The organism is Streptomyces rubradiris, from assembly GCF_016860525.1.
GTDB classification, from domain to species: Bacteria; Actinomycetota; Actinomycetes; order Streptomycetales; family Streptomycetaceae; genus Streptomyces; species Streptomyces rubradiris.
Map to the genome: position 1 here is coordinate 4,105,931 of NZ_BNEA01000015.1, position 20,743 is coordinate 4,126,673.

Here is a 20,743-nt window from a genome sequence, read left to right on the forward strand (position 1 = left end):
CCCTTGGCCGCCGTGCCGTCACCCCGGGAGGAAGCGCACCGGCAGCGAGCGGTAGCCGTTGAGGAAGTTGGACTCGATCCGGGTGGCCGGCCCGGTGATCTCCACGTGCCGGACCGTCCTGGCGAGGACGCTGAGCAGGGCGCGTAGTTCGGCCCGGCCCAGAAAGGCGCCCAGGCAGTAGTGGGGTCCGTGGCCCAGGGCTACGTGCTTGTTCGGGGAGCGGGACAGGTCGAGGGTGCGCGGCTCGGCGAACGCCCGCTCGTCGTTGTTGGCCGAGATGTTCCACAGCGTCACGATGTCCCCCGCCCGGATCCGCCGGCCTCCGATGACGTGGTCGCGGGTGGCGGTACGAGCGAAGTGGAACGAGGGCGTCGCCCAGCGCAAGGCCTCCTCCACGGCCGTGTCCGGATCGACGTCGCCGGCCCGCAGGGCCCGCCACTGCCCAGGGTGCTCGGCGAGGGCCTTGACCGTACTGACAGCGGAGACCCGCGAAGACTCGTCGCCCCCGATGATCAGGCTGTAGCAGTTGAGCGCGACCTCTTCGAGACTCAGCGGCTCCCCCTGGATCAGCCCCGTGGCGATCGTGCTGATCACATCGTCACCGGGGTCGGCGCGCCGCCGCTGGGCCAGGTCCATGAAGTACAGGAGGAGTTCGTTGCGCGATTCCAGTGAGTCGAGTTCATCGGCGCCGGTCAGCGCCCCCTTGCTCCATCGGAGCAGATCGGGCCGGTCCGCGTCGGGGATCGACAGCAGGTCGCAGATCGTGTTCATGGGCACGTGTTCCGCGACCCGGGTGGCGAAGTCGAAGGGCTCCGGGCCGAGGGCGGCTTCGACGAGCGCGGCTGTGCGCTCCTCGATCTTCAGCGCGACTGTGCCGAGCACCTTCGGCGACAGGGCGCGCCACATCAGGGCCCGCAGCTCCCGGTGGCGCGGCCGGTCGGTGACGGCCAGCATCCTGCCACCGGCGGAGTCGTCACCGCGCAGCAGCACGTCGAGTACCGTGCCCCGGCCCGAAGCGAGGGCGTCGGAGGCGCCGTAACAGGAGACGACGTCGGTGTATCCGGTCACTACCCAGAAACCGGGGCGACCGTCCGAGGACGCGTGCCAGTACACGGGCTCGCTCGCCCTCACCTCGGCGAAGAATTCGAGTGGATCGTGCTCCATGAAGGTACGCGCGTCGGTCAGGTCGAGCGAAGCGACCACTGTTCGGCTCATCTTCCGCAATCCCCACTGAAGACGGGAAACACACTGCTCGCAGTGCCTGGCGCCGGCTCCGGTGAGCAGATCGTCACAGACGGCCGGACGGGTCCGCTTCAGTTGTGTCAGAAGTCTTTCGTGGCGCCCGGGGTGATGACGGAGACACGAAAGATTGCTCTGCCTGCCCGGGTGAGCCGTGAGAACTTACGAACACATCCGAACCGGAGGAGCACCTCATGCTTCCTGCACGCCGGGATCACTGCCTGCGGACGTTGGTCCAAGCGTCCGCCCCCACCGCAAGGATCGTCTGCCTTCCGCACTCCGGCGGTACCGCAGCCGGATATGGAGCATGGGCCGCCGGGGTCCCGGCGGGCGTAGAGCTGCTCGCGGCGCAGTACCCGGGACACGGCGACCGCTTCGGCGAGCCACTGTCGACCGATGTGCGCACGTTGGGTGCGGAACTCGCCTCCGCACTGCTGCGCCTGCCGCCGTTGCCCACTGTGCTGTTCGGGCACAGCCTCGGTGCCCTTGTCGCCTACGAGACCGCCCTGACCCTCGGCACCCTGGGCCGGGCCCCGAGCGGTCTGTTGGTGTCGAGCTGCCCGGCTCCCGGCACGCGGGGCCGGATCAGGGCCAGGGGCGTGTCCGACGGCGAACTATGGTCCCTCATCCGCTCCCTGGGCGGGATCGACCCCGCAGTCGCCGACGAACCGGAACTGGTGGAAGTGCTGCTGCCGGTACTGCGTGCGGACATCACAGCGCACGAGGAGTACCGCCCGGAGCCTGCGACCACACCCTTGTCCTGCCCGCTCCGCTGCTACCACGGCATCCGCGATCCGCTCGTGGACACCACCCTGCTGTCCGGCTGGGCCTCGGTAACCACCGGACCGTTCAGCCTGCGGGAACGGGAAGGGCACCACTTCCATCCGTTCCAGGACGCCGAACACCTTCTCGCCGACATCACCGCCTTCCTCGACACCGCACTCCACCCGGACTCACTGACGCGGAGCTGATCATGGCCGAGTTGAACTACTCCTCCTACCTCCAGACGGACGTGCTGCTGTCGCTCCAGAGGACACGGATACCCGCGACAGCCGACCGGACCGTGGTCCTGGCCGAGCACTTCTTTATCGTCGCCCACCAGTCCTGCGAGCTGTGGCTCAAGCAGGTCGTGGCGGACCTGAGCCTGGCCAGGGACCTGCTGTCCTCCACAGGCCGGCCTGCCGACACGGTGGACACCAGCGTGGAACTCCTACAGCGGTCCGCAGAACTCCTCCGCGTCCTGCACGAACAGGTACTCGCCCTGGAACGCCTCCCACTGCGCCACTTTGTCCGGTTCCGGCCCTATCTCGGCACGGCCAGCGGGGCGCAGTCACAGCAGTTCATGACGGTCGGCGAGTTGCTCGGGGACAGCGGTGAGGAGGGCGAACTGTACCGGGCGTTCGAGGACTGCGCCGACCACCACGGATGCACCGTGGCCGAAGTCTGCCGGCTCGGGATCACCGGTGGCGGCTTGCACCGGGTGGCCGAGGCCCTACTCGACGTCGGCAACGGCTACTGGCGCTGGAAGGTGGCCCACCTCGGCCTGATGTCGAAGATGGTCGGAGGCCAGCGGGGCACCGGTGGAACGACCGGTGAGGAGTACCTCATGCGCAGGATCACTCTGCCCTTCCCCGAGCTGCGGCGGCTGCGCGGCGCCCTGCACGCTGAGGAACTCGCCGCCAGCCCGGCGTGACACGCACGGCACCGGGACTTTCACTCTGTCCCCACGAGACGAAGGCGGTTTTCATGACAGCGGACGAGACCCCCGGCCTCCATCACGTCGTCGTCAACGACGAGCAGCAGTACTCGGTCTGGCCGGCAGACCAGGCCGTCCCGGCAGGCTGGTCGCCCGTAGGAATCACCAGCACGCTGGACGCGTGTCTCTCCCGTATAGACCGTGAGTGGACGGACCTGCGGCCGCACAGCCTTCGGGCTGCCGGCCCGGTACGGCCCCCCGTCGGCGAGAACAGCTGATCCATGATGGACATCGACGTAGCGGACATGACGGTGCGGCAGCGCGAGCGGTTGCTGCTGTGGAGCGTGGTCCCCCGGCCGGTGGCCATGGTGAGTACGGTCTCCTCGCACGGGGCGATCAACCTGGCCCCCTTCTCGTACTACACGGCTGTGGGGTACTCCCCCATGGCCCTGCTCTTCTGTGTCGGCCGTCGGGCCGACGGCAGCGAGAAGGACTCGTGCCGCAATGCCCGGGTGCCGGCCGAAGGGGGCACCGGAGAGTTCACCATCAATGTGCTGATCGAAAAGCATGCCGAGGCCGCCACCGCCTCCGCGAGACCGCTGCCGTACGGACAATCGGAGTACGAATCAGCTGGGCTGCGGCCGTTGCCCGGCCGGAGAGTCCGCTGCCCCCGTATCGAAGGGTCCCCCATCGCCTTCGAATGCCGGACGTCCGCGGTGGTCCCGGTCGGGGACCACTTCGTCGTCATCGGAGAGGTGGTCCACGTCACTGCGGAGGAGGGGTTGATCGACGAAGTCGACTTCCACGTCGACCTGGACCGACTGGGATCCGTCGGCCGCATGGGTGCCGCGGACTACGTCCGCACGTCGGACCGCTACGTCGTGGGCGGATGAGGCCGGATTCCACCGCCCGGATGTCACCTCTGAGCGCTTCGAACCGTTGAGAAGGTGGGTTGCTGCCAGGCACAGGGAGCAGCCTGATGGCGGTGAGGCGACACAGGAGGGTGCGGCCGTTGGATGTCTACGATGCGGTGGCCACGCGTCGGGCTGTGCGGAAATTCACCTCTGAGCACGTCCCCAAGGAAGTGCTCACGAGAGTGCTCTCGGCCGCATCCAGGGCGCCGTCCGGAGCGAATCTACAACCGTGGCACACCTATGTCCTGACCGGTAAGCGACTGGAGAAGCTCAAGGAACAGGCCGTCGCGCGAGCTGCAGCGGGGGATCCAGGAGACGAACCGCAGTACGAGATGTACCCACGTGATCTCAAATCTCCCTATCGAGAGCGCCGCTGGGCCGCCGCCGAGAAGCGGTACGGCGCTCTCGGCATCTCCCGCGACGACCGAGCCGCCCGCCGCGAGGCGGTCATCGCGAACTGGCACTGCTTCGGCGCGCCCGCCGCTCTTTTCTCCTACATCGACCAGGACATGGGACCGTCCCAGTGGGCCGATGTCGGCATGTACCTTCAGACCGTCATGCTGTTGCTGCGGGCTGAGGGACTACACAGCTGCCCGCAGATGGCATGGTCGGTGTATCACCGCACGGTTGCCGACATCGTCTCTCCCGCCGAGCCACTCGTCCTCTTCTGCGGCGTATCGGTGGGTCATGCGGATCCGACCGGACCGTGCGTCCGCGTGGACCGTGCCCCGCTCGACGAGACGGTGACTTTCCTCGACTGACTGCCGGCGCACCCCCTGCGGTCCCGCTGAGCAAGTGCCGGCCCAGGCACATCCGCCTAGGGGTTCCACGGGGGAGCGCCCCCTTCCCACAGCCCCGGGAAATCGGGCTTTTGAGGCCCCACGTCGGCACCACCCGTCTGACACGTCAGCAGACGAATTCGGGACGAAGAGACCCCTCCAACCGCGTTTCCACAGGTCAGATGGGCCGTAACAGGTGGAGCCCCGGGAGTCGGACCCGAAGAGGGCGATGCTCCGTCCTGCATCTTTACCCAGCCTTTGAGCGAGAGCGGGACGGCCATTGCGGCGGCGCAGGTCGCGCGGCCGCCGTGCGGGCCGGTGCTCCGGCGGAGGGGTCGTTGACCCACTGCTGGACCATCTCGCGGGTGATACCGCCTTCTCCGTCCCGAACAAAGCGGCTCTTGGACCACGGCGCCATGTTCTGCTCGACCAGCCGCCGGTATTTCGCCTTGGTGGCACCCTGGACACCGGTGAGCAATCCGCTTCAGGGCGAAGGGCTCGAACATCTCCTGCGGACTCCGCGGGTCGCTCACGAACCCATGGCCGCGTATCCAGCCGGGAGGCCACCGCTGACCGTGTCCGTTCACCAGGCCCCGGAAGCGCTCGGCAGCTACGCGGTCGGTGAAGATCTCGGGCGCGCGGCAAGCGGGAGGCCGGGCAGAAGTCCCGTCTCAGCCCTCGGCGGCCCGGCTCGGCGAGCGGTACCAGCCGAGCAACCACACTCCCCGGAGCCCGGAACCACTGGGCATCGCCCCGTCTCAGGGCGAGCATCGCGCCTCACCCCACCGGGCGGTGCGACGACCTCACAGCACCGGGTCCGACCCCGTGTGCGCACACGGTGCGCACACCAGAATGACCAAAACCCCCTCTCACCAGCGTTTCCGCAGGTCAGAGGGGGTCTGAAGAAGTGGAGCCTAGGGGAGTCGAACCCCTGACATCCGCCATGCAAAGACGGCGCTCTACCAACTGAGCTAAGGCCCCGGGAAAGCAGCGGCCGGCCGGAAGGGTCAGTATCCGGCGCGTGCCGCAGACCAGAGTACCGGGTCACCCCCCGTATCCCGCAAAAAGATTGGGGGTCCCCGCGGATGACCACTCTCCGTAAGATGCTCGACGTGGTTCGCTACAGCGAACCGCGGTTTTCAGGGGAAGCGATGGGGAGACGCAATGGACGCCGCACAGCAGGAAGCCACCGCCAGAGCGCGGGAGCTGCAGCGGAACTGGTACGGGGAGCCGCTGGGGGCGCTCTTCCGTAAGCTCATCGACGATCTCGGGCTGAACCAGGCACGGCTCGCGGCGGTCCTCGGCCTGTCCGCTCCGATGCTCTCCCAGCTGATGAGCGGCCAGCGCGCCAAGATCGGCAACCCCGCCGTCGTCCAGCGTGTCCAGTTGCTGCAGGAGTTGGCCTCCCAGGTCGCGGACGGCAGCGTCAGCGCCGCCGAGGCGACCGAGCGCATGGAGGAGATCAAGAAGTCACAGGGAGGCTCCGTGCTCAGCAACACCACCCAGACCGCCGGCAGCTCGGGCGCGCCCACGGTCAAGCGCGTGGTCCGGGAGATCCAGTCGCTGCTCCGCTCGGTGGCCGCCGCCGGTGACATCATCGACGCCGCCGACGCCCTCGCGCCGAGCCACCCCGAACTCGCCGAGTTCCTCCGCGTCTACGGTGCCGGCCGCACCGCCGACGCCGTCGCGCACTACCAGTCCCACCAGAGCTGACCCACGGGCCGGCGCACCGGGAGGGGCGGGCCGGCCGGGGCACGGTGCACCGGGTACGGGGTACGAGATCACCAGCGGGGCGCACAGGGCCACGAGGGGAGCGGCGGCTGCATGGGTGAGGTCTTCGCCGGCCGGTACGAGCTGGCCGACCCGATCGGGCGCGGTGGCGTGGGCGCCGTGTGGCGGGCCTGGGACCACCGCCGGCGGCGTTACGTGGCCGCCAAGGTCCTTCAGCAGCGCGACGCCCACTCCCTGCTCCGCTTCGTCCGGGAGCAGGGGCTGCGCATCGACCATCCGCACGTCCTCGCCCCGGCCAGCTGGGCCGCCGACGACGACAAGGTGCTGTTCACCATGGACCTGGTCACCGGCGGCTCCTTGGTCCACCTGGTCGGCGACTACGGCCCCCTCCCGCCCGCCTTCGTGTGCACGCTGCTCGACCAGTTGCTGTCCGGGCTCGCCGCCGTGCACGCCGAGGACGTCGTCCACCGGGACATCAAGCCCGCCAACGTGCTCCTCGAAGCCACCGGCACCGGCCGCCCCCGGCTCAGGCTGTCCGACTTCGGCATCGCGATGCGGCTCGGCGAGCCCCGGCTGACGGAGACCAACCTCGTGGTGGGCACGCCCGGTTACCTCGCCCCCGAACAGATGCTGGGCGCCGAACCAGACTTCCCGGCCGATCTGTTCGCCGTGGGGCTGGTCGCCCTCTATCTCCTCGAAGGCGCCAAGCCGGACACCAAGGCGCTCGTGCGGTACTTCCTGGAGAACGGCACGCCCGGCCCGCCCAAGGGCATCCCGGAACCGCTCTGGCAGGTCGTCGCCTCGCTGCTCCAGCCCGATCCCGCGGACCGGTTCCGTACGGCCACGGGGGCGCGCAAGGCGCTCGCCGCCGCGGCGGAACTCCTGCCGGAGCCTGGCATCGACGACGAACTCATCGAGATCTTCGACCAACTCGGCCCCCTGCCCCCCGGTTTCGGCCCCGAGGGCCCCCTCCGGCAGGCCCCCGGCGTCGCCCTGGAGCTGCTCCCCGACGGCGACAGCACCCCGGCCCCGCCCGCCGGCACAGCCCCGCGGGAGGACCCGCACACCGGCACAGGTACGGGCGCGGGGGGCACAGGTACGGGCACGGGCACGGGTACGGGACCAGGCACGGGTACGGACTCACGTACCGATACGGATCCCAGCGTCTCCTCCCCCACCGGCTCCCTGTCGGACACCGGAAGCTTCCGTATCCCCCCGCCCCAGCAGCCCCCGGACCCGGCCCCCGGCTCCCGTCCCCTCCCGCCCGCACCCGCGCCCCCGCCCCCGCCCCTGTACACGCCCCCGGTCCAGGTGCCCGGACCAATGCCGAACGCCTTACCGGTCCCGCCCGTCGACACCACCACCGCCGCCTACACCGCCCGCGCCCCGCACCCGGCCCCGCCCCTCCCGGCCCCGTCACCCGCGCCCGGCCGGCGTCACCGGGGGCGGCGGGCGCTCCGGCGTCCGGGCCCCCCGGCGAAGGCCGTGATCCCCCTCCTGCTGCTGGCGCTCGTCTGCTACGCGGTGGGCTTCTGGGCGCTGACCCGGCTCTGAGCAGGCACCGGTCCCGCCGTCACCGGGCCCGCGCGTGCCCTCGCCGGGCGGCCACCGTCCAGCCGCCGAGGACCAGCAGCAGTGCGGTCCCCGAGCCGATCCCCCCGACGGCGACCAGCCGCATCACCCCGTCACCGTCCCCGTCCCCCCGCCCCTCGGCGGCCGGGGTGACCACGCTCCCGAGGCCCCCGGTCAGCGCGGCGGCGCGGTCCGCGTCGCTGATCTCGAAGACGTCCTTTGGCACGGGCCCGCCGTCGTACGCGGGACCCGCGTGCGCCCGCCCGTCCACCCGCACCCGCAGCGTCACCTCGTACGGCCCCTGCCCGAACGGCTCGGCCAGCCGGGTGCTGAGGTGCACGACGAGGTAGTAGTCACCGGCGAACCGTACGGAGGTCACCCCGGCGGGTACGGCGTACCGGTTGGCGTACTCCACCGGCGGCAGCGGGGCGAGCGCGGTGGGCTTGGCGGTGCCGGTGTAGCCGGCGGAGGAGTCGTCGACGGCGCCGCGGACGGGGTTGTGGAGGGAGAGGGTCAGGGCCCCGCCGACGTAGCCGTGGCCTTGGGCGCCCCCCAGCTCGGCGGAGGCGTGCAGCCTTTGGCCCCAGTCCACCGGGACCTTGTAGAACCGGGTCTCGCCGGGGGAGAGCGCCGTCCGCCAGACGCCCTGGCCCACGGTGCGCGCGGTCGCGAACCCGGTGCCGCCGGAGCGTTCGCGGGGCCGGCCGGAGGGGGGCTCGGGACTGGCGGAGTCCCAGTCGCGCGGCGGGGTCGTGGAGCCGGCCCGGACCAGGCCCGGTTCCGTGACGGGCGCGATCTCCAGGTCCCACCGCGCGGCCCCGGCCGTCGCGTCCGCCCGCCCGGTGTCGAGCCGCTCGACGAGCAGGTAGTACGTGCCGCTGCCCTGGCACAGCGCCTTGCCGGTCTCGCGCTGCCCCAGGGCCGTGACCGGGCGCGGGCTGATCCCGGCGCCGAAGCGCGCGGAGGCGTAGGAGCAGGAGGTGCCGTTCGCGTTCCGGAGCGAGACGCGGATGCCGTCGGTGGCGGAGACGGCCGCGTCGGGGGGCGGTACGGCCGTGACGGGGACGTACGCCGTCTCCGCGGCGGTGAGCCGGAGGCGGTAGTACAGCCTCGCGGCACGGGGGAGGGAGCTGCGGTAGGTGTGGCGGGCGTCCAGCAGAACGGCGCCCGCGGTGTCCGGCGCGCCCACGACGGTACGGGCACCGGGCGTGAAGGCGTAGGCGTCCCCGGCCGGCGGATCGGCCCGCGCGGCGGCCGTCGGGGCGGCCGTCGGGGCGACGAGGGACCAGAGTCCCAGCAGCAGCACCACCACCGCGCACCGGGCGGCGGCGCCCCCGCGCCCCCGCGCCGTACCCCCTCGGCCCCGCACGCGCCACACCCCCACTCGTCGGACACCGCACCGCGTCGCGGGCTCCATCCTTCCCCGGCCGGCCCTGCGCCATCCGGGCAACGGGTACACCCGTCCGAAACGTCCGGCCCCCGCGGCGCCACGTACGGCCCCGGCTACCCCGGCCCGCGAGCCCCCGCAACCCGGGGGCGCCCCCGCGACGCCCCCGACAACGCAGAACCCCGGCCGCTCGGGCGACCGGGGTCTGTACAGATTCGGTATCGGTTCCGACAGGGGGACTCACGAACCCGTGGGCACGGAGTCAGTCGCCTCCGTCCACAGGTCCTGCTCGGCGCGATCCGCCTGGATCTGGCGGTACACGAGGAGCCCGCCGATGGCGGCCAGTGCGACCAGGAGCAGCTTCTTCACCGCGCGACCTCGTCTTTCCTTGACGTAGGGGACCTCTGGCGCCCGACTATACACACCGCCCGATATCGGTCGGTGACCTGCGTCGGCGCCCAACTCCCGCACCCGGCGGCGCAGTAGGCGGGGCCGGACGCCGTACCGACCGGAGCGTGACCGGGCCCCCACGGACGGTTAATTTGCTCCCCCTTCGGACGCACTCATCGCCTTTTAGAGGGTTTTCTCCCTCCTTGCGGCCATCCGAGTGGTGTTCATCGGAACATCGACGCGCCACGGGCGTCGGTCCACCACATCGCGACCCTCATACACATCATGAACAAAGTACGCAAATCGCCCAACCCGAAAGTGAGGGGATCATGGCCCGTACCAAGGTCATGAAGATGTGGACCGCCATCGTCACCGCCTTCCTCGCGCTGTGCACGGCGCTCGGCCTCGTCTCCGCCGGCGCCGCCACCGCCACCGCCGCCCCGGCCGGACCCCGGACCGAGAGCGCCGGCACCGGCACCGCGCACCGCACCCTCCCGACGATCCCGGTCACACATCCCTGGGCCTGGTCCCGCGCCAGGGCCCTGCCCCCCACGATGAAGCAGCGGATCCGGGCCGAGGCCCACGGAAAGTCCCCCAGCTGCCGGCAACGGCCGCTGACCGAGACCCAGCAGAGCGAGACGGAACTCCAGCAACAGACCCGGCCCCGGACACGGGCCGAGGCGGAGACCCAGAGCCCCGACCACGCCCCGGCGGCGCTCGACTGCTGAGCCCCGCCCCGCCGCAGTACCGCAACGTCTCGACAACAAGGCGACTTGCGTACGCACCAGTCGACACGGAAGACCCCCGGCCGCCCCGGCCGGGGGTCTCGCGCTGTTCCCGGGACCCGCCGGGTGCCCCGACCCGTCGTACGCCATGCTGGCAGCGACAACAGGCTCCGACCGCACGGAAAGGTGGTGAGCGCTGCCGTGAGCCGGCGCGTCACCGTAGTCACCGCTGTCCACGGCCCGTCCGCCCGGTTCCTGCCGGACGCGTACGCGTCCCTGTGCGCGCAGCGGCTGCCCGACGGCTGGGAGTGGGAGTGGGTCGTGCAGGAGGACGGGACGACGGACCAGGTCCGCCCGTACGTCCCGGACGACGCGCGGGTGTCCTTCCGCCAGGGCCGGCCGGGCGGTCCCGGCGTGGCCCGGACGATCGCGCTGTCCCGCGCCCGCGGCGCCTACGTCAAGGTGCTGGACGCCGACGACCGGCTCACCCCGGGCGCGCTCGCCCGCGACCTGGCCGTGCTGGAGGCGCGTCCCGCCGTCGGCTGGACGACCTCCGGCGTGCTGGACCTGCTGCCCGACGGCACCACGGCCGGCTTCCCGGGCGACCCCGACGACGGCCCGCTGGAGCGCGGCACCGTCCTCGGCCACTGGAAGCGGAACGACTTCCGCCTGCCGGTCCATCCGGCGACCCTGTGCGTACGGCGCGAACTGCTGCTCGCGCTGGGCGGCTGGATGGCGCTGCCGGCCTCCGAGGACACCGGGCTGCTGCTGGCGCTGGACGCGGTGAGCCGCGGCTGGTTCTCGGCGCGGGCCGGTCTGCTGTACCGCAAGTGGGACGGGCAGGTCACCGGCCAGGCGGCCCACGTCGACCCCACCGAGCGGGCGGCCCGTACGGCGGTCGCCGAGGCCCGGGCCCACGCGCTCGCCGGCCTCGGCTGGACCTACCCGCCGACGGCCCCCGAGCCTGCCGCGTCCGCCTAGCGGCGGCCTGGCCGGTTGGCGCGGCGGCCTATTCCCGCAGCGTGATGGCCTGCGACGGGCACTTCTCCGCCGCCTCCAGGACCGCCTCCCGTATCCGCGGCTCCCCGACGGCCCGGACGCCTCCGGGACGCACCACGCCGTAGCCGTCCTCGAACGCGAACACGTCCGGTGCCCGGTGCGCGCACTCGGCCGAGCCGTAGCACAGGGCGCGGTCGACGGAGACCTCCATACGTCCTCCAGCCGTCGGCGGTGACCTTCAGGACGTCACTGCCCGCCGGACCGCCCTCCCAACCCGCCGACGGGGACCTACGGCCGCCCGCCCGCGGCGGCCAGCCAGTGGGCCACCCGGCGGACGGTGGGCTCGTCGAGCCGGTCGGCCAGGACGCGGACCGCCTCTCCGTCCTCCGGACCGAGGTCGTACAGGCCCGCCCGGTCCAGCCCGGCCAGCAGCACCTGGTGCCGGCGGTCCGTCATGCGCTCGGCCAGCCGCTCCGGTTCCGGTGCGGCGGGCGGAGCGGACGGCTCGGGCGCGGGGGCGGGGGCGCGTGTCGGAGCGGACGGGGTGTCGAAGAGGCGCCAGGCGCCGTTCTCGGGCCCCCACAGCGCGACCGCCACCTCATCGCCCCGCGCGCGCAGGGTCCGGGTCATGTCGCCGACGGCGTACAGCACCGGTTCCCGGTAGGGGGACTGCGCGCCCACCGTCCAGGTCTCCCCGTCGGGACTCCGGAACATCGCGACCCAGCGCGGCTCGCCGGGCGGTCGCGGGCACCGGGGACGCTGCTTCTGCATGGGCACTCACCCCTTCGGGAACGGCCGGCGAGGCGACCGTAGCTGACGTACCGTCAGATTTCCAGGGTGTGCGCTGCCTCCCGCCGGCGCGCGTGCCTGGTCTCCCCGCGTGCCTGGTCTCTCCGGGGCCGGCATGGCGCCCGGAGGGTGAGCGGACGGGAAGCGGCGGCGGCCGGGGCGGACGCACGGACGGGGTCCACGGCGGGCGGTCCCGCAGCGCCTGCGACCGGACGGCCCGGCCGGGCGACCGGCCCCACCGGATACCCGGCCCGGTGATCGTGCTCACGGCCCGGCCCAGCGGGCAGCCCACCGTGCGGAGTGACTGATTCCGATTCCCGCCCGCCCGGCACCGGTCCCTCCCCTCGCGGGGACCGGTGCCGAACGGTGCGGGAACGTCGACCCACGCCATGTCGGCGCGGCGCGGGTCGAAGTGCGAGGACGGTTTCCAGGGCGCTCGCGGACTCGTCCACCCGGGCGCGGCACGGAGTGGCCGAATTTGACCGAGAACGTTCGGCGCCATGGGCTGCCTCTGCGAGCACCGGGCCGGTGGCCTGTCCGGACGGTGTGTGACGAGTCCGCTACCGGGTTCGGATCCTGCCATTTGTCATCGCCGACGGGGAGGTTCCGGACCCCGATCCACCCCTTAACCGCAGGTCAGACGTATAGGGTGAGTTTTCCGGTCCGGACATCCGACACGCGGGGGAAGTAAGGGGTGGAACCTTGAGTTCCGACTCAGGGGCACGCACAGCCTTCGCCGAGCGGCTCGCGCTGCTCTACAAGGAGGCCGGAAATCCTCCCCTCAAAAGCGTCGCCCAGGCCGTCGTACGGCTCCAGCGGGTCGACGAGCGCGGCCGGCCCGTACGGGTGTCCGCGCAGCGGATCAGCGACTGGCGGCGGGCCCGGAACGTACCGGCCCAGTTCGCCGCCCTCGCGGCGGTCCTCCACATCCTGATCCCGGAGGCCCGGCGGCTGCGGCCCACCCCCGTCTCGGCCGGCCTGTACGACCTCGCCCACTGGCAGCGGCTGTGGGAGCTGGCCCTGACCGGTCCGGTCGGCGACCGGGCCGCGCCGCCCGCGGAGGAGAACCGGCGGCCCCCGGCCCAGGCGCCGCCGGTCACCGGGGGCGTGTGCCCGTACCGGGGGCTGGCCCCGTACCGCCGCGAGGACGCCCGGTGGTTCTTCGGCCGGGAACGCAGTACGAAGGCCCTCGTCGCCCAGCTCCGCGCGGCCGAGCGGTCCGGCGGCCTGGTCATGCTGGTCGGCGCCTCGGGCGCGGGGAAGTCGTCCCTGCTGAACGCCGGTCTCGTCCCCGCGATCCGGGACGGCGCCCTGCACGACGGCACGGCCCCCGCCCCGCAGGACCCACCGGCCACCGGCGAGTCCCCCCATCCTCTTGAGCCCTCGGAATCCCCCGAGCCCGTCCTCCAGCTCGTCCCCGGCGCCGATCCGCTGGGCGAGCTGGTCCGCCGGATCCCCGAACTGGCCGCCGTCGCCGCCGAGGCACGGCGGGCCGAGCGGGAGGCGGCGCGGAACCCGGCGCTGCCGGGCAGCGACGCCCCGTACATCACCCGGGCCGTGCGCGCGGCGGTCGCGGCCTGGTCCCGCCGGGCGTTCACCCCGGGCACCCGGCCGGTCGTCATCGTGGACCAGTTCGAGGAGGCGTTCACCCTCTGCGCCGACGAGGCGGACCGGCGCTCCTTCATCCAGTTCCTGCACGCCGCCTGCACCCCGCCGGCCGGTTCCGCGGACCCCGCGCCCGTCCGGGTCGTCCTCGGCATACGGGCCGACTTCTACGAGCAGTGCCTCGGCTACCCGGACCTGGCCGACGCGCTCCAGCACCGGCACATGGTGCTCGGCCCGCTGACCAGCACCGAGCTGCGCGAGGCGGTGACCGGACCGGCCAAGGCGGTGGGCCTGGAGCTGGAGCCGGGGCTCACCGAGCTGATCGTGCGCGAGGTGAGCGCCGACGGCCCGCGCGGGGCGCACGACGCGGGCGTGCTCCCCCTGCTGTCGCACGCCCTGCTGGCCACCTGGCAGCGCCGCAAGGCCGGAAAGCTGACCCTGGCCGGCTACCGCGCGGCCGGCGGCATCCAGGGCGCGGTCGCGGCGACCGCCGAACGGGCCTGGTCCGGCCTGGACCCGGCGGCCCGGACCGCCGCCCGCCTGCTGCTGCTGCGGCTGGTCCGGCTGGGCGAGGACACCCAGGCCACCCGGCGGCGCGGCACCCGGCGGCAGCTGGCCGAGGAGTCGGCGGACCCCGGCAAGACGGAGGAGTCGCTGGAGGCCCTGGTGCGGGCCCGGCTGGTGACGCTGGACGCGGACACCGTGGAGATCACCCACGAGGCGCTGCTGCACGCCTGGCCCCGGCTGCGGCACTGGATCGACGAGGGCCGCGGCGACCATCTGCTGCGCCAGCGGCTGGAGGAGGACGGCCGGGCCTGGGAGGACTCGGGCCGGGACAGCTCGCTGCTGTACCGGGGGTCGCGGCTGGAGCAGGCCCGCAGCTGGGCCCGGTCCGCCGGGGACACCTACCTGACCCGCAGCGCGATGGAGTTCCTGGCCGCCTCGGTGCGGCTGCGCAAGCGGACGGTGTGGCTGAGCCGGGCCGCGGTGGCGGCGCTGGTGGTGCTGGCCGTGCTGGCCGCCGGTTCCGCCGTGATCGCCTGGAAGCAGCGCGACGACGCGGTGTTCGAGCAGGTCCTCGCCGAGGCCGACCGGGTCCAGCACACCGACCCGTCGCTGGCCGCCCAGCTGGACCTGGTCGCGCACCAGCTGCGCCCCGGTGACGAGGGCACGTACAGCCGCCTGCTGTCGATCGTGAACGCTCCGCTGGCCACCCCGCTGTCCGGGCACACCGGCGCGGTCTACCTCACCTCCTTCAGCCCCGACGGCCGCACCCTGGCCACGGCCAGCTACGACCGCACGGTCCGGCTGTGGAACGTCGCCGACCCGAACCGCCCGGAACCGCTCGGCAAGCCGCTGACCGGCCACGCCAGCTGGGTGAGCAGCGCCGTGTTCAGCCCGGACGGCCACACCCTGGCCTCGGCCGGCGACGACGGCACGATCCGGCTGTGGGACGTCACCGACCGCGCGCACCCCGTGCCGCTCGGCGAGCCGATCACCGGCCACCGAGGCACGATCTACCTGGTGGCGTTCAGCCCGGACGGCCGCACCCTGGCCTCGGCCGGGGAGGACCACACGGTACGGCTGTGGCAGGTGACCGACCCGCGCCGGCCGAAGCCGCTCACGACCCTGCGCGGGCACACCGCCGCCGTGCGCTGCGTGACCTTCTCCCCGGACGGGCGCACCCTCGCCGCCGGCGGCGACGACAACTCGATCCGCCTGTGGAACGTGGCCGACCCGGGCCGGCCGGAGCCGCTGAAGACCCTGCGCGGGCACACGGACCTGGTGCACTCGGTGGCCTTCGGCCCCGACGGGCGCACCCTGGCCAGCGGCAGCGCGGACGACACCATCCGGCTGTGGGACGTGCGCCGGCCCGACCGGGCGAGGGCGCTCGGCTCCCCGCTGACCGGGCACACCGGGCCGATCTGGTCGGTGGCGTTCAGCCCGGACGGGCACCGGCTGGCCGCCGCGAGCGCGGACAGCACGGCCAGCCTGTGGAACGTCGGCGACCCCGCGTCCCCGTCCCAGGTCGGCGAGCCGCTCGCGGGCAGCAGCGGGGAGATGTACGCCCTGGGCTTCCGCCCGGACGGCCGTACCCTCGCCACCGGCAGCGGGGACGGCAAGGTGCGGCTGTGGTCGGTCCCGACCTCCGACATGGTCGGCCGCAGCGGGGCGTTCCGTCCGGACGGCCGGGTGCTGGCCACCGCCGCCCGGGACGGCCGGCTGCGGCTGTGGAACGTGACCCGGCCCGGCCGCCCCGTACTGCTGGGCGAGCCGTTCATGCGGGCCGACGGCGACCAGCGGTCCATGGTGTTCTCGCCCGACGGCCGCACCCTGGCCGTCCTCACCGGTGTCCGCACGGTGCACCTGTGGGACGTCTCCGACCCCGCCCGCCCGGTCGCCGCGGGCCCACCGCTGGCCCTGCGGACCCGCTTCATGGGACCGGACGCGCTGGCCTACAGCCCGGACGGACGCACCCTGGCCACCGCCTACGACGACCGCACCATCCAGCTGTGGAACGTCACCGACCCCGCGCACGCCGTACCGCTCGGCAGACCGCTCACCGGTCACCGGGGCTACGTCAACGCGCTCGCCTTCAGCCCCGACGGCCACACCCTGGCCAGCGGCAGCGCGGACAGCGAGATCCGGCTGTGGAACGTCACCGACCCCGCGCGCGCCGTCCCCCTGGGCACCCCGCTGGCCGAGCACTCGGGCCCGGTGAACGCGCTCGCCTACAGCGCCGACGGGGCCACCCTGGCCAGCGGCAGCGACGACGACACGGTCCGCCTGTGGAACGTCGCCGACCCCGGACACGCCGAGCCGCTCGGCAGGCCGCTCACCGGCCACAGCGAGGCGGTGACGTCCCTGACCTTCAGCACCGTCGGCCACACCCTGGCCAGCGGCGGCAACGACAACACGGTCCGCCTGTGGAACGTCACCGACCCGGCCCGGACGACCCCGATCGGCCAGTCCATGAGCCCCAACGCCAAGACCGGCCACTTCCTCTCCTTCAGCCCCAACAGTCACGTCCTCGGCGTCTCCAGCGGCACCGACACGGTCCGCCTGTGGAGCCTGGACGCGGACACGGCGATCCGCCACATCTGCTCGGTCACCCGGGGCGTCCTGACGAAGCAGCGCTGGCAGGAGTACCTCCCACGCCTCTCCTACGACCCCCCGTGCGCCCAGTGATCAGCCAACCCGCTTGATTTTCCCTGGACTTGGCCCCACACACCCGCCAACCTTGTTACCCTTGGCCATAGCCCGATCGCTGGTGCATCCCCCGTCGCCAGCGGTCGGGTCTTTTCCGTTCCCGCACCGCGCCCCGGAACAGCAGAAGACCCCCGGCCCAATGGACCGGGGGTCTTCTCGCTGGTGGGGCTAACAGGATTTGAACCTGTGGCCTCATCCTTATCAGGGATGCGCTCTAACCAACTGAGCTATAGCCCCGCCGCGCTTTGCGGTGTGTGTCCCGCGCGCTGACTCCTGAAGATTAGCGCACGACACCGCGAGTCCCAAAATCGGTTGTCGGGGGACCGTCAGGACGCCGCTGGTCGGCGCGTCACTCGTCCTCCGCGAGGGTCAGCTCGATGCCGCCCACGAAGCCGGCGGAAAGGTTGTAGATGAACGCGCCGAGGGTCGCCAGCGCGGTCGCCAGGACCACGTCGATGACCGCGATGACCGACGTGAACGTCAGGACGTGCGGGAGGGACAGAAACGCCTGGAGGTCGAAGCCGTTGGCCTCGTTGGAGCCGGTCGCCTCCGAGATCGTGCCGCCGACCGTCGAGAACACCCCCATGGCGTCCATCACCATCCACAGCACCGCCGAGGCGACGATCGTGCAGATGCCGAACGCGATGGAGAGCAGGAAGCTGACCTTCATCACCGACCACGGATCGGCCTTGGCCACCCGCAACCGCGCCTTGCGCGTGCGCGGCGCGGTCGGCCGCACCCCCGTGCGCGGCCTGCGGACCGCGCCCTGCGCCGGGTAGGCCTGCGGCGGGTGGTACGGGCCGGCGGGCTGCTCCGGGTGCCGCTCGCCGGGCAGCGGCGACGCCTCCCGTGCCTCGCCGGCCGGGCCTCGGGTGTCCGTCACCGTTCCCCCCTGGGATCCAGTCGTACGGGAGGAGTCCGCCTCGGACCCCTTCACCGGCTTCAGGTTGGTCGTGTGCGGGTCGCTCGCACTCGCCGCACGCGCGGCGGAGCCACGGCCGCCGCCGTCCGTTTCCGTACCCGTGGAGGTACCGGCCGATCCGGCGCCCGTGGCTCCGCTCACGATGACTCACTCCTCGTGCTACTCGGCCGAGGGTGCCTCACCCTCGTCCGTGCCGGTGGTCGCGGCACCCTCGGCGGTCTCGTCCACGGCCACGTCGCCGTCGACTTCCTCCGCCTCGCGCCCGGCCTCGGCGTTACGTGCGATACCGACCACGGCATCGCGCTTGCCCAGGTTGATCAGTTGGACGCCCATGGTGTCACGGCCCGTCTCCCTGACCTCGCTGACTCGCGTGCGAATCACACCGCCGGAGAGGGTGATCGCGAGGATCTCGTCGTGCTCCTCGACAATCAGCGCGCCGACGAGCGAACCGCGGTCCTCCACGATCTTGGCGGCCTTGATGCCGAGGCCGCCGCGGCCCTGGACGCGGTACTCGTCGACGGCGGTCCGCTTCGCGTACCCACCGTCGGTGGCAGTGAACACGAACGTACCGGGTCGGACGACATTCATCGAGAGAAGCTCGTCGCCCTCGCGGAAACTCATGCCCTTGACACCCGAGGTGGCGCGGCCCATCGGGCGAAGGGACTCGTCCGAAGCGGTGAACCGGATCGACTGCGCCTTCTTGCTGATCAGCAGCAGGTCGTCCTCGGCGGAGACCAGCTCGGCACCGATCAGCTCGTCGTCGCCGCCGTCCTCGCGCTCGCGCAGGTTGATCGCGATGACACCGCCGGAGCGGGGCGAATCGTAATCCTTCAGTGGCGTCTTCTTGACCAGACCGGACTTGGTCGCCAGCACCAGGTACGGCGCCGCCTCGTAGTCCCGGATCGCCAGGATCTCCGCGATCGCCTCGTCCGGCTGGAAGGCCAGCAGGTTCGCCACGTGCTGGCCGCGCGCGTCCCGGCCGGCCTCGGGCAGCTCGTACGCCTTCGCCCGGTACACCCGGCCCTTGTTGGTGAAGAACAGCAGCCAGTGGTGCGTGGTGGAGACGAAGAAGTGGTCGACGATGTCGTCTTCCTTCAGCTTCGTGCCGCGCACGCCCTTGCCGCCGCGCTTCTGCGCCCGGTAGTCGTCCGTCTTCGTCCGCTTGACGTAACCGCCGCGCGTGACGGTGACGACGATGTCCTCCTCGGCGATCAGGTCCTCGATGGACATGTCGCCCTCGTAGGGGATCAGCTTGGTCTGGCGGTCGTCGCCGTACTTCTCGACGATCGCGGCCAGCTCCTCGCTGACGATCCCGCGCTGGCGGACCGGCGAGGCCAGGATCTCGTTGTACTCGTTGATCTTCGCCTGGAGCTCGTCGTGCTCCTGGACGATCTTCTGCCGCTCCAGGGCCGCAAGGCGCCGCAGCTGCATCTCCAGGATGGCGTTGGCCTGGATCTCGTCGATCTCCAGCAGGTCCATCAGGCCGCCGCGCGCGATCTCGACCGTCTCGCTGCGCCGGATCAGCGCGATGACCTCGTCGATGGCGTCCAGGGCCTTGAGCAGACCGCGCAGGATGTGCGCCCGCTCCTCGGCCTTGCGCAGCCGGAACCTGGTCCGGCGGACGATGACCTCGATCTGGTGCGTCACCCAGTGCCGGATGAACGCGTCCAGCGACAGCGTGCGCGGCACGCCGTCCACCAGCGCCAGCATGTTGGCGCCGAAGTTCGTCTGCAGGTCGGTGTGCTTGTACAGGTTGTTCAGCACGACCTTGGCGACCGCGTCCCGCTTCAGGACGATCACCAGGCGCTGGCCGGTACGGGACGACGTCTCGTCGCGGACGTCCGCGATGCCGCCGATCTTGCCGTCCTTCACCAGGTCGGCGATCTTCTGTGCCAGGTTGTCCGGGTTCACCTGGTACGGCAGCTCGGTGACCACCAGGCACTGACGGCCCTGGATCTCCTCGACCTCGACCACCGCGCGCATCGTGATGGAGCCGCGCCCGGTGCGGTACGCCTCCTCGATGCCCTTGCGGCCCACGACCAGGGCGCCGGTCGGGAAGTCCGGGCCCTTGATGCGCTCCATGAGCGCGTCCAGCAGCTCCTCGTGGGAGACGTCCGGGTTCTCCAGGTACCACTGGGCGCCGGCCGCGACCTCGCGCAGGTTGTGCGGCGGGATGTTGGTGGCCATGCCGACCGCGATGCCGGCCGAGCCGTTGATCAGCAGGTTCGGGAAGCGGGCCGGCAGGACGGTCGGCTCCTGGGAGCGGCCGTCGTAGTTGTCCGTGAAGTCGACGGTCTCCTCGTCGATGTCGCGGACCATCTCCATGGACAGCGGCGCCATCTTGCACTCGGTGTAGCGCATGGCCGCCGCCGGGTCGTTGCCCGGGGAGCCGAAGTTGCCGTTGGAGTCCACCAGCGGCATCCGCATCGACCACGGCTGGGCGAGGCGCACCAGGGCGTCGTAGATCGAGGAGTCGCCGTGCGGGTGGTAGTTGCCCATGACGTCGCCGACGACGCGGGCGCACTTGTAGAAGCCGCGCTCGGGGCGGTAGCCGCCGTCGTACATCGCGTACAGCACGCGGCGGTGGACGGGCTTGAGACCGTCCCGGACGTCCGGCAGCGCGCGGGAGACGATGACGGACATCGCGTAGTCGAGGTACGAACGCTGCATCTCCGTCTCGAGCCCGACGGGCTCGACACGCATCGCGAGTTCGCCGCCCTCTTCCGGGGTGACGGGAGTGTTCTCGTCGGCCATTGCTGGTGAAGATCCTTCCTGGTGCGGTCAG

At 72.0% G+C, this 20,743-nt stretch carries 17 protein-coding genes and 2 tRNA genes; 10 read left to right on the top strand and 9 right to left on the bottom strand.

The features are described from left to right. Positions 1-18: 18 nt before the first annotated feature. Positions 19-1,215 carry a cytochrome P450 gene (locus Srubr_RS31385; RefSeq protein ID WP_189994967.1) on the bottom strand — a complete coding sequence of 399 codons (1,197 nt, stop codon included), beginning with the start codon at positions 1,213-1,215 and terminating at the stop codon, positions 19-21. Positions 1,216-1,433: 218 nt separating this feature from the next. Between Srubr_RS31385 and Srubr_RS31390 the strand changes: the two genes are divergently transcribed. The 5 genes from Srubr_RS31390 to Srubr_RS31410 all read left to right on the top strand — a co-directional run bounded on the left by Srubr_RS31390 (position 1,434) and on the right by Srubr_RS31410 (position 4,610). Beyond that, positions 1,434-2,210, top strand: a complete 777-nt coding sequence (locus Srubr_RS31390; protein ID WP_189994965.1) for a thioesterase II family protein — start codon at positions 1,434-1,436, stop codon at positions 2,208-2,210. 2 nt (positions 2,211-2,212) lie between these two features. Next, on the top strand, positions 2,213-2,932 hold the full coding sequence (locus tag Srubr_RS31395) for a tryptophan 2,3-dioxygenase family protein (protein ID WP_189994963.1): 720 nt from the start codon (positions 2,213-2,215) through the stop codon (positions 2,930-2,932). Between the two features lie 53 nt (positions 2,933-2,985). After that, positions 2,986-3,213, top strand: coding sequence for an MbtH family protein (locus tag Srubr_RS31400; RefSeq protein ID WP_189994961.1), 228 nt, complete (start codon positions 2,986-2,988; stop codon positions 3,211-3,213). Positions 3,214-3,216: 3 nt separating this feature from the next. After that, positions 3,217-3,828 (top strand): flavin reductase family protein, encoded by a 612-nt coding sequence (locus Srubr_RS31405; protein WP_189994953.1) that lies wholly within the window; start codon positions 3,217-3,219, stop codon positions 3,826-3,828. Positions 3,829-3,947: 119 nt separating this feature from the next. Continuing rightward, entirely contained in the window at positions 3,948-4,610 is a 663-nt protein-coding gene (locus Srubr_RS31410) for a nitroreductase (RefSeq protein WP_189994951.1), read from the top strand. Between the two features lie 926 nt (positions 4,611-5,536). Here the strand turns inward: Srubr_RS31410 and Srubr_RS31415 are convergent. Further along, positions 5,537-5,609: transfer RNA gene (locus Srubr_RS31415), tRNA-Ala, on the bottom strand. A gap of 183 nt (positions 5,610-5,792) precedes the next feature. On the opposite strand from Srubr_RS31415, the gene Srubr_RS31420 reads away from it, so the two are divergent. Both Srubr_RS31420 and Srubr_RS31425 read left to right on the top strand, forming a co-directional pair. Then, positions 5,793-6,341 (top strand): helix-turn-helix domain-containing protein, encoded by a 549-nt coding sequence (locus Srubr_RS31420; protein WP_189994949.1) that lies wholly within the window; start codon positions 5,793-5,795, stop codon positions 6,339-6,341. 111 nt (positions 6,342-6,452) lie between these two features. After that, positions 6,453-7,913, top strand: coding sequence for a serine/threonine-protein kinase (locus Srubr_RS31425; protein WP_189994947.1), 1,461 nt, complete (start codon positions 6,453-6,455; stop codon positions 7,911-7,913). A gap of 19 nt (positions 7,914-7,932) precedes the next feature. Here the strand turns inward: Srubr_RS31425 and Srubr_RS31430 are convergent, their stop codons facing one another. Together Srubr_RS31430 and Srubr_RS41110 are read right to left on the bottom strand one after the other, a co-directional pair. Continuing rightward, a complete protein-coding gene (locus tag Srubr_RS31430) occupies positions 7,933-9,300 on the bottom strand; it encodes a hypothetical protein (RefSeq protein ID WP_229926662.1) in 1,368 nt (455 codons plus the stop codon). A 258-nt stretch (positions 9,301-9,558) separates the two neighbouring features. Then, positions 9,559-9,687, bottom strand: a complete 129-nt coding sequence (locus Srubr_RS41110; RefSeq protein WP_003999697.1) for a DLW-39 family protein — start codon at positions 9,685-9,687, stop codon at positions 9,559-9,561. Between the two features lie 350 nt (positions 9,688-10,037). Between Srubr_RS41110 and Srubr_RS31440 the strand changes: the two genes are divergently transcribed. Together Srubr_RS31440 and Srubr_RS31445 are read left to right on the top strand one after the other, a co-directional pair. Next, complete coding sequence (locus Srubr_RS31440; RefSeq protein WP_189994945.1) at positions 10,038-10,436, top strand: DUF6344 domain-containing protein; 399 nt, start codon at positions 10,038-10,040, stop codon at positions 10,434-10,436. Between the two features lie 186 nt (positions 10,437-10,622). Beyond that, positions 10,623-11,414 carry a glycosyltransferase family 2 protein gene (locus tag Srubr_RS31445; RefSeq protein ID WP_229926661.1) on the top strand — a complete coding sequence of 264 codons (792 nt, stop codon included), beginning with the start codon at positions 10,623-10,625 and terminating at the stop codon, positions 11,412-11,414. A gap of 28 nt (positions 11,415-11,442) precedes the next feature. On the opposite strand, the gene Srubr_RS31450 is transcribed toward Srubr_RS31445, so the two are convergent. Both Srubr_RS31450 and Srubr_RS31455 read right to left on the bottom strand, forming a co-directional pair. Then, positions 11,443-11,643, bottom strand: a complete 201-nt coding sequence (locus Srubr_RS31450) for a ferredoxin (RefSeq protein WP_189994943.1) — start codon at positions 11,641-11,643, stop codon at positions 11,443-11,445. A 77-nt stretch (positions 11,644-11,720) separates the two neighbouring features. Then, complete coding sequence (locus tag Srubr_RS31455; protein ID WP_189995358.1) at positions 11,721-12,203, bottom strand: hypothetical protein; 483 nt, start codon at positions 12,201-12,203, stop codon at positions 11,721-11,723. A 720-nt stretch (positions 12,204-12,923) separates the two neighbouring features. Between Srubr_RS31455 and Srubr_RS31460 the strand changes: the two genes are divergently transcribed. Further along, complete coding sequence (locus Srubr_RS31460) at positions 12,924-17,015, top strand: WD40 repeat domain-containing protein (protein WP_189994941.1); 4,092 nt, start codon at positions 12,924-12,926, stop codon at positions 17,013-17,015. 181 nt (positions 17,016-17,196) lie between these two features. On the opposite strand, the gene Srubr_RS31465 is transcribed toward Srubr_RS31460, so the two are convergent. From Srubr_RS31465 to gyrA, 3 genes are all read right to left on the bottom strand, one after another. Further along, positions 17,197-17,273 (bottom strand) — tRNA-Ile (locus Srubr_RS31465). 112 nt (positions 17,274-17,385) lie between these two features. Continuing rightward, the gene (locus Srubr_RS31470; RefSeq protein ID WP_189994939.1) at positions 17,386-18,099 is read right to left on the bottom strand and encodes a DUF3566 domain-containing protein; all 714 of its coding nucleotides are present in this window, start codon (positions 18,097-18,099) and stop codon (positions 17,386-17,388) included. Between the two features lie 18 nt (positions 18,100-18,117). Then, positions 18,118-20,712 carry a DNA gyrase subunit A gene (gene gyrA, locus Srubr_RS31475; RefSeq protein WP_189994936.1) on the bottom strand — a complete coding sequence of 865 codons (2,595 nt, stop codon included), beginning with the start codon at positions 20,710-20,712 and terminating at the stop codon, positions 18,118-18,120. Positions 20,713-20,743: the final 31 nt, after the last annotated feature.

Bases quoted from the DNA above. Each gene is read 5' to 3' on its own strand.
- Srubr_RS31390 (WP_189994965.1), top strand. From the start codon at position 1,434: ATGCTTCCTGCACGCCGGGATCACTGCCTGCGGACGTTGGTCCAAGCG.
- Srubr_RS31400 (WP_189994961.1), top strand. From the start codon at position 2,986: ATGACAGCGGACGAGACCCCCGGCCTCCATCACGTCGTCGTCAACGAC.
- Srubr_RS31385 (WP_189994967.1), bottom strand. From the start codon at position 1,215: ATGAGCCGAACAGTGGTCGCTTCGCTCGACCTGACCGACGCGCGTACC.
- Srubr_RS31450 (WP_189994943.1), bottom strand. From the start codon at position 11,643: ATGGAGGTCTCCGTCGACCGCGCCCTGTGCTACGGCTCGGCCGAGTGC.
- Srubr_RS31420 (WP_189994949.1), top strand. From the start codon at position 5,793: ATGGACGCCGCACAGCAGGAAGCCACCGCCAGAGCGCGGGAGCTGCAG.
- Srubr_RS31440 (WP_189994945.1), top strand. From the start codon at position 10,038: ATGGCCCGTACCAAGGTCATGAAGATGTGGACCGCCATCGTCACCGCC.
- Srubr_RS31395 (WP_189994963.1), top strand. From the start codon at position 2,213: ATGGCCGAGTTGAACTACTCCTCCTACCTCCAGACGGACGTGCTGCTG.
- Srubr_RS31425 (WP_189994947.1), top strand. From the start codon at position 6,453: ATGGGTGAGGTCTTCGCCGGCCGGTACGAGCTGGCCGACCCGATCGGG.
- gyrA (WP_189994936.1), bottom strand. From the start codon at position 20,712: ATGGCCGACGAGAACACTCCCGTCACCCCGGAAGAGGGCGGCGAACTC.
- Srubr_RS31405 (WP_189994953.1), top strand. From the start codon at position 3,217: ATGATGGACATCGACGTAGCGGACATGACGGTGCGGCAGCGCGAGCGG.
- Srubr_RS31455 (WP_189995358.1), bottom strand. From the start codon at position 12,203: ATGCAGAAGCAGCGTCCCCGGTGCCCGCGACCGCCCGGCGAGCCGCGC.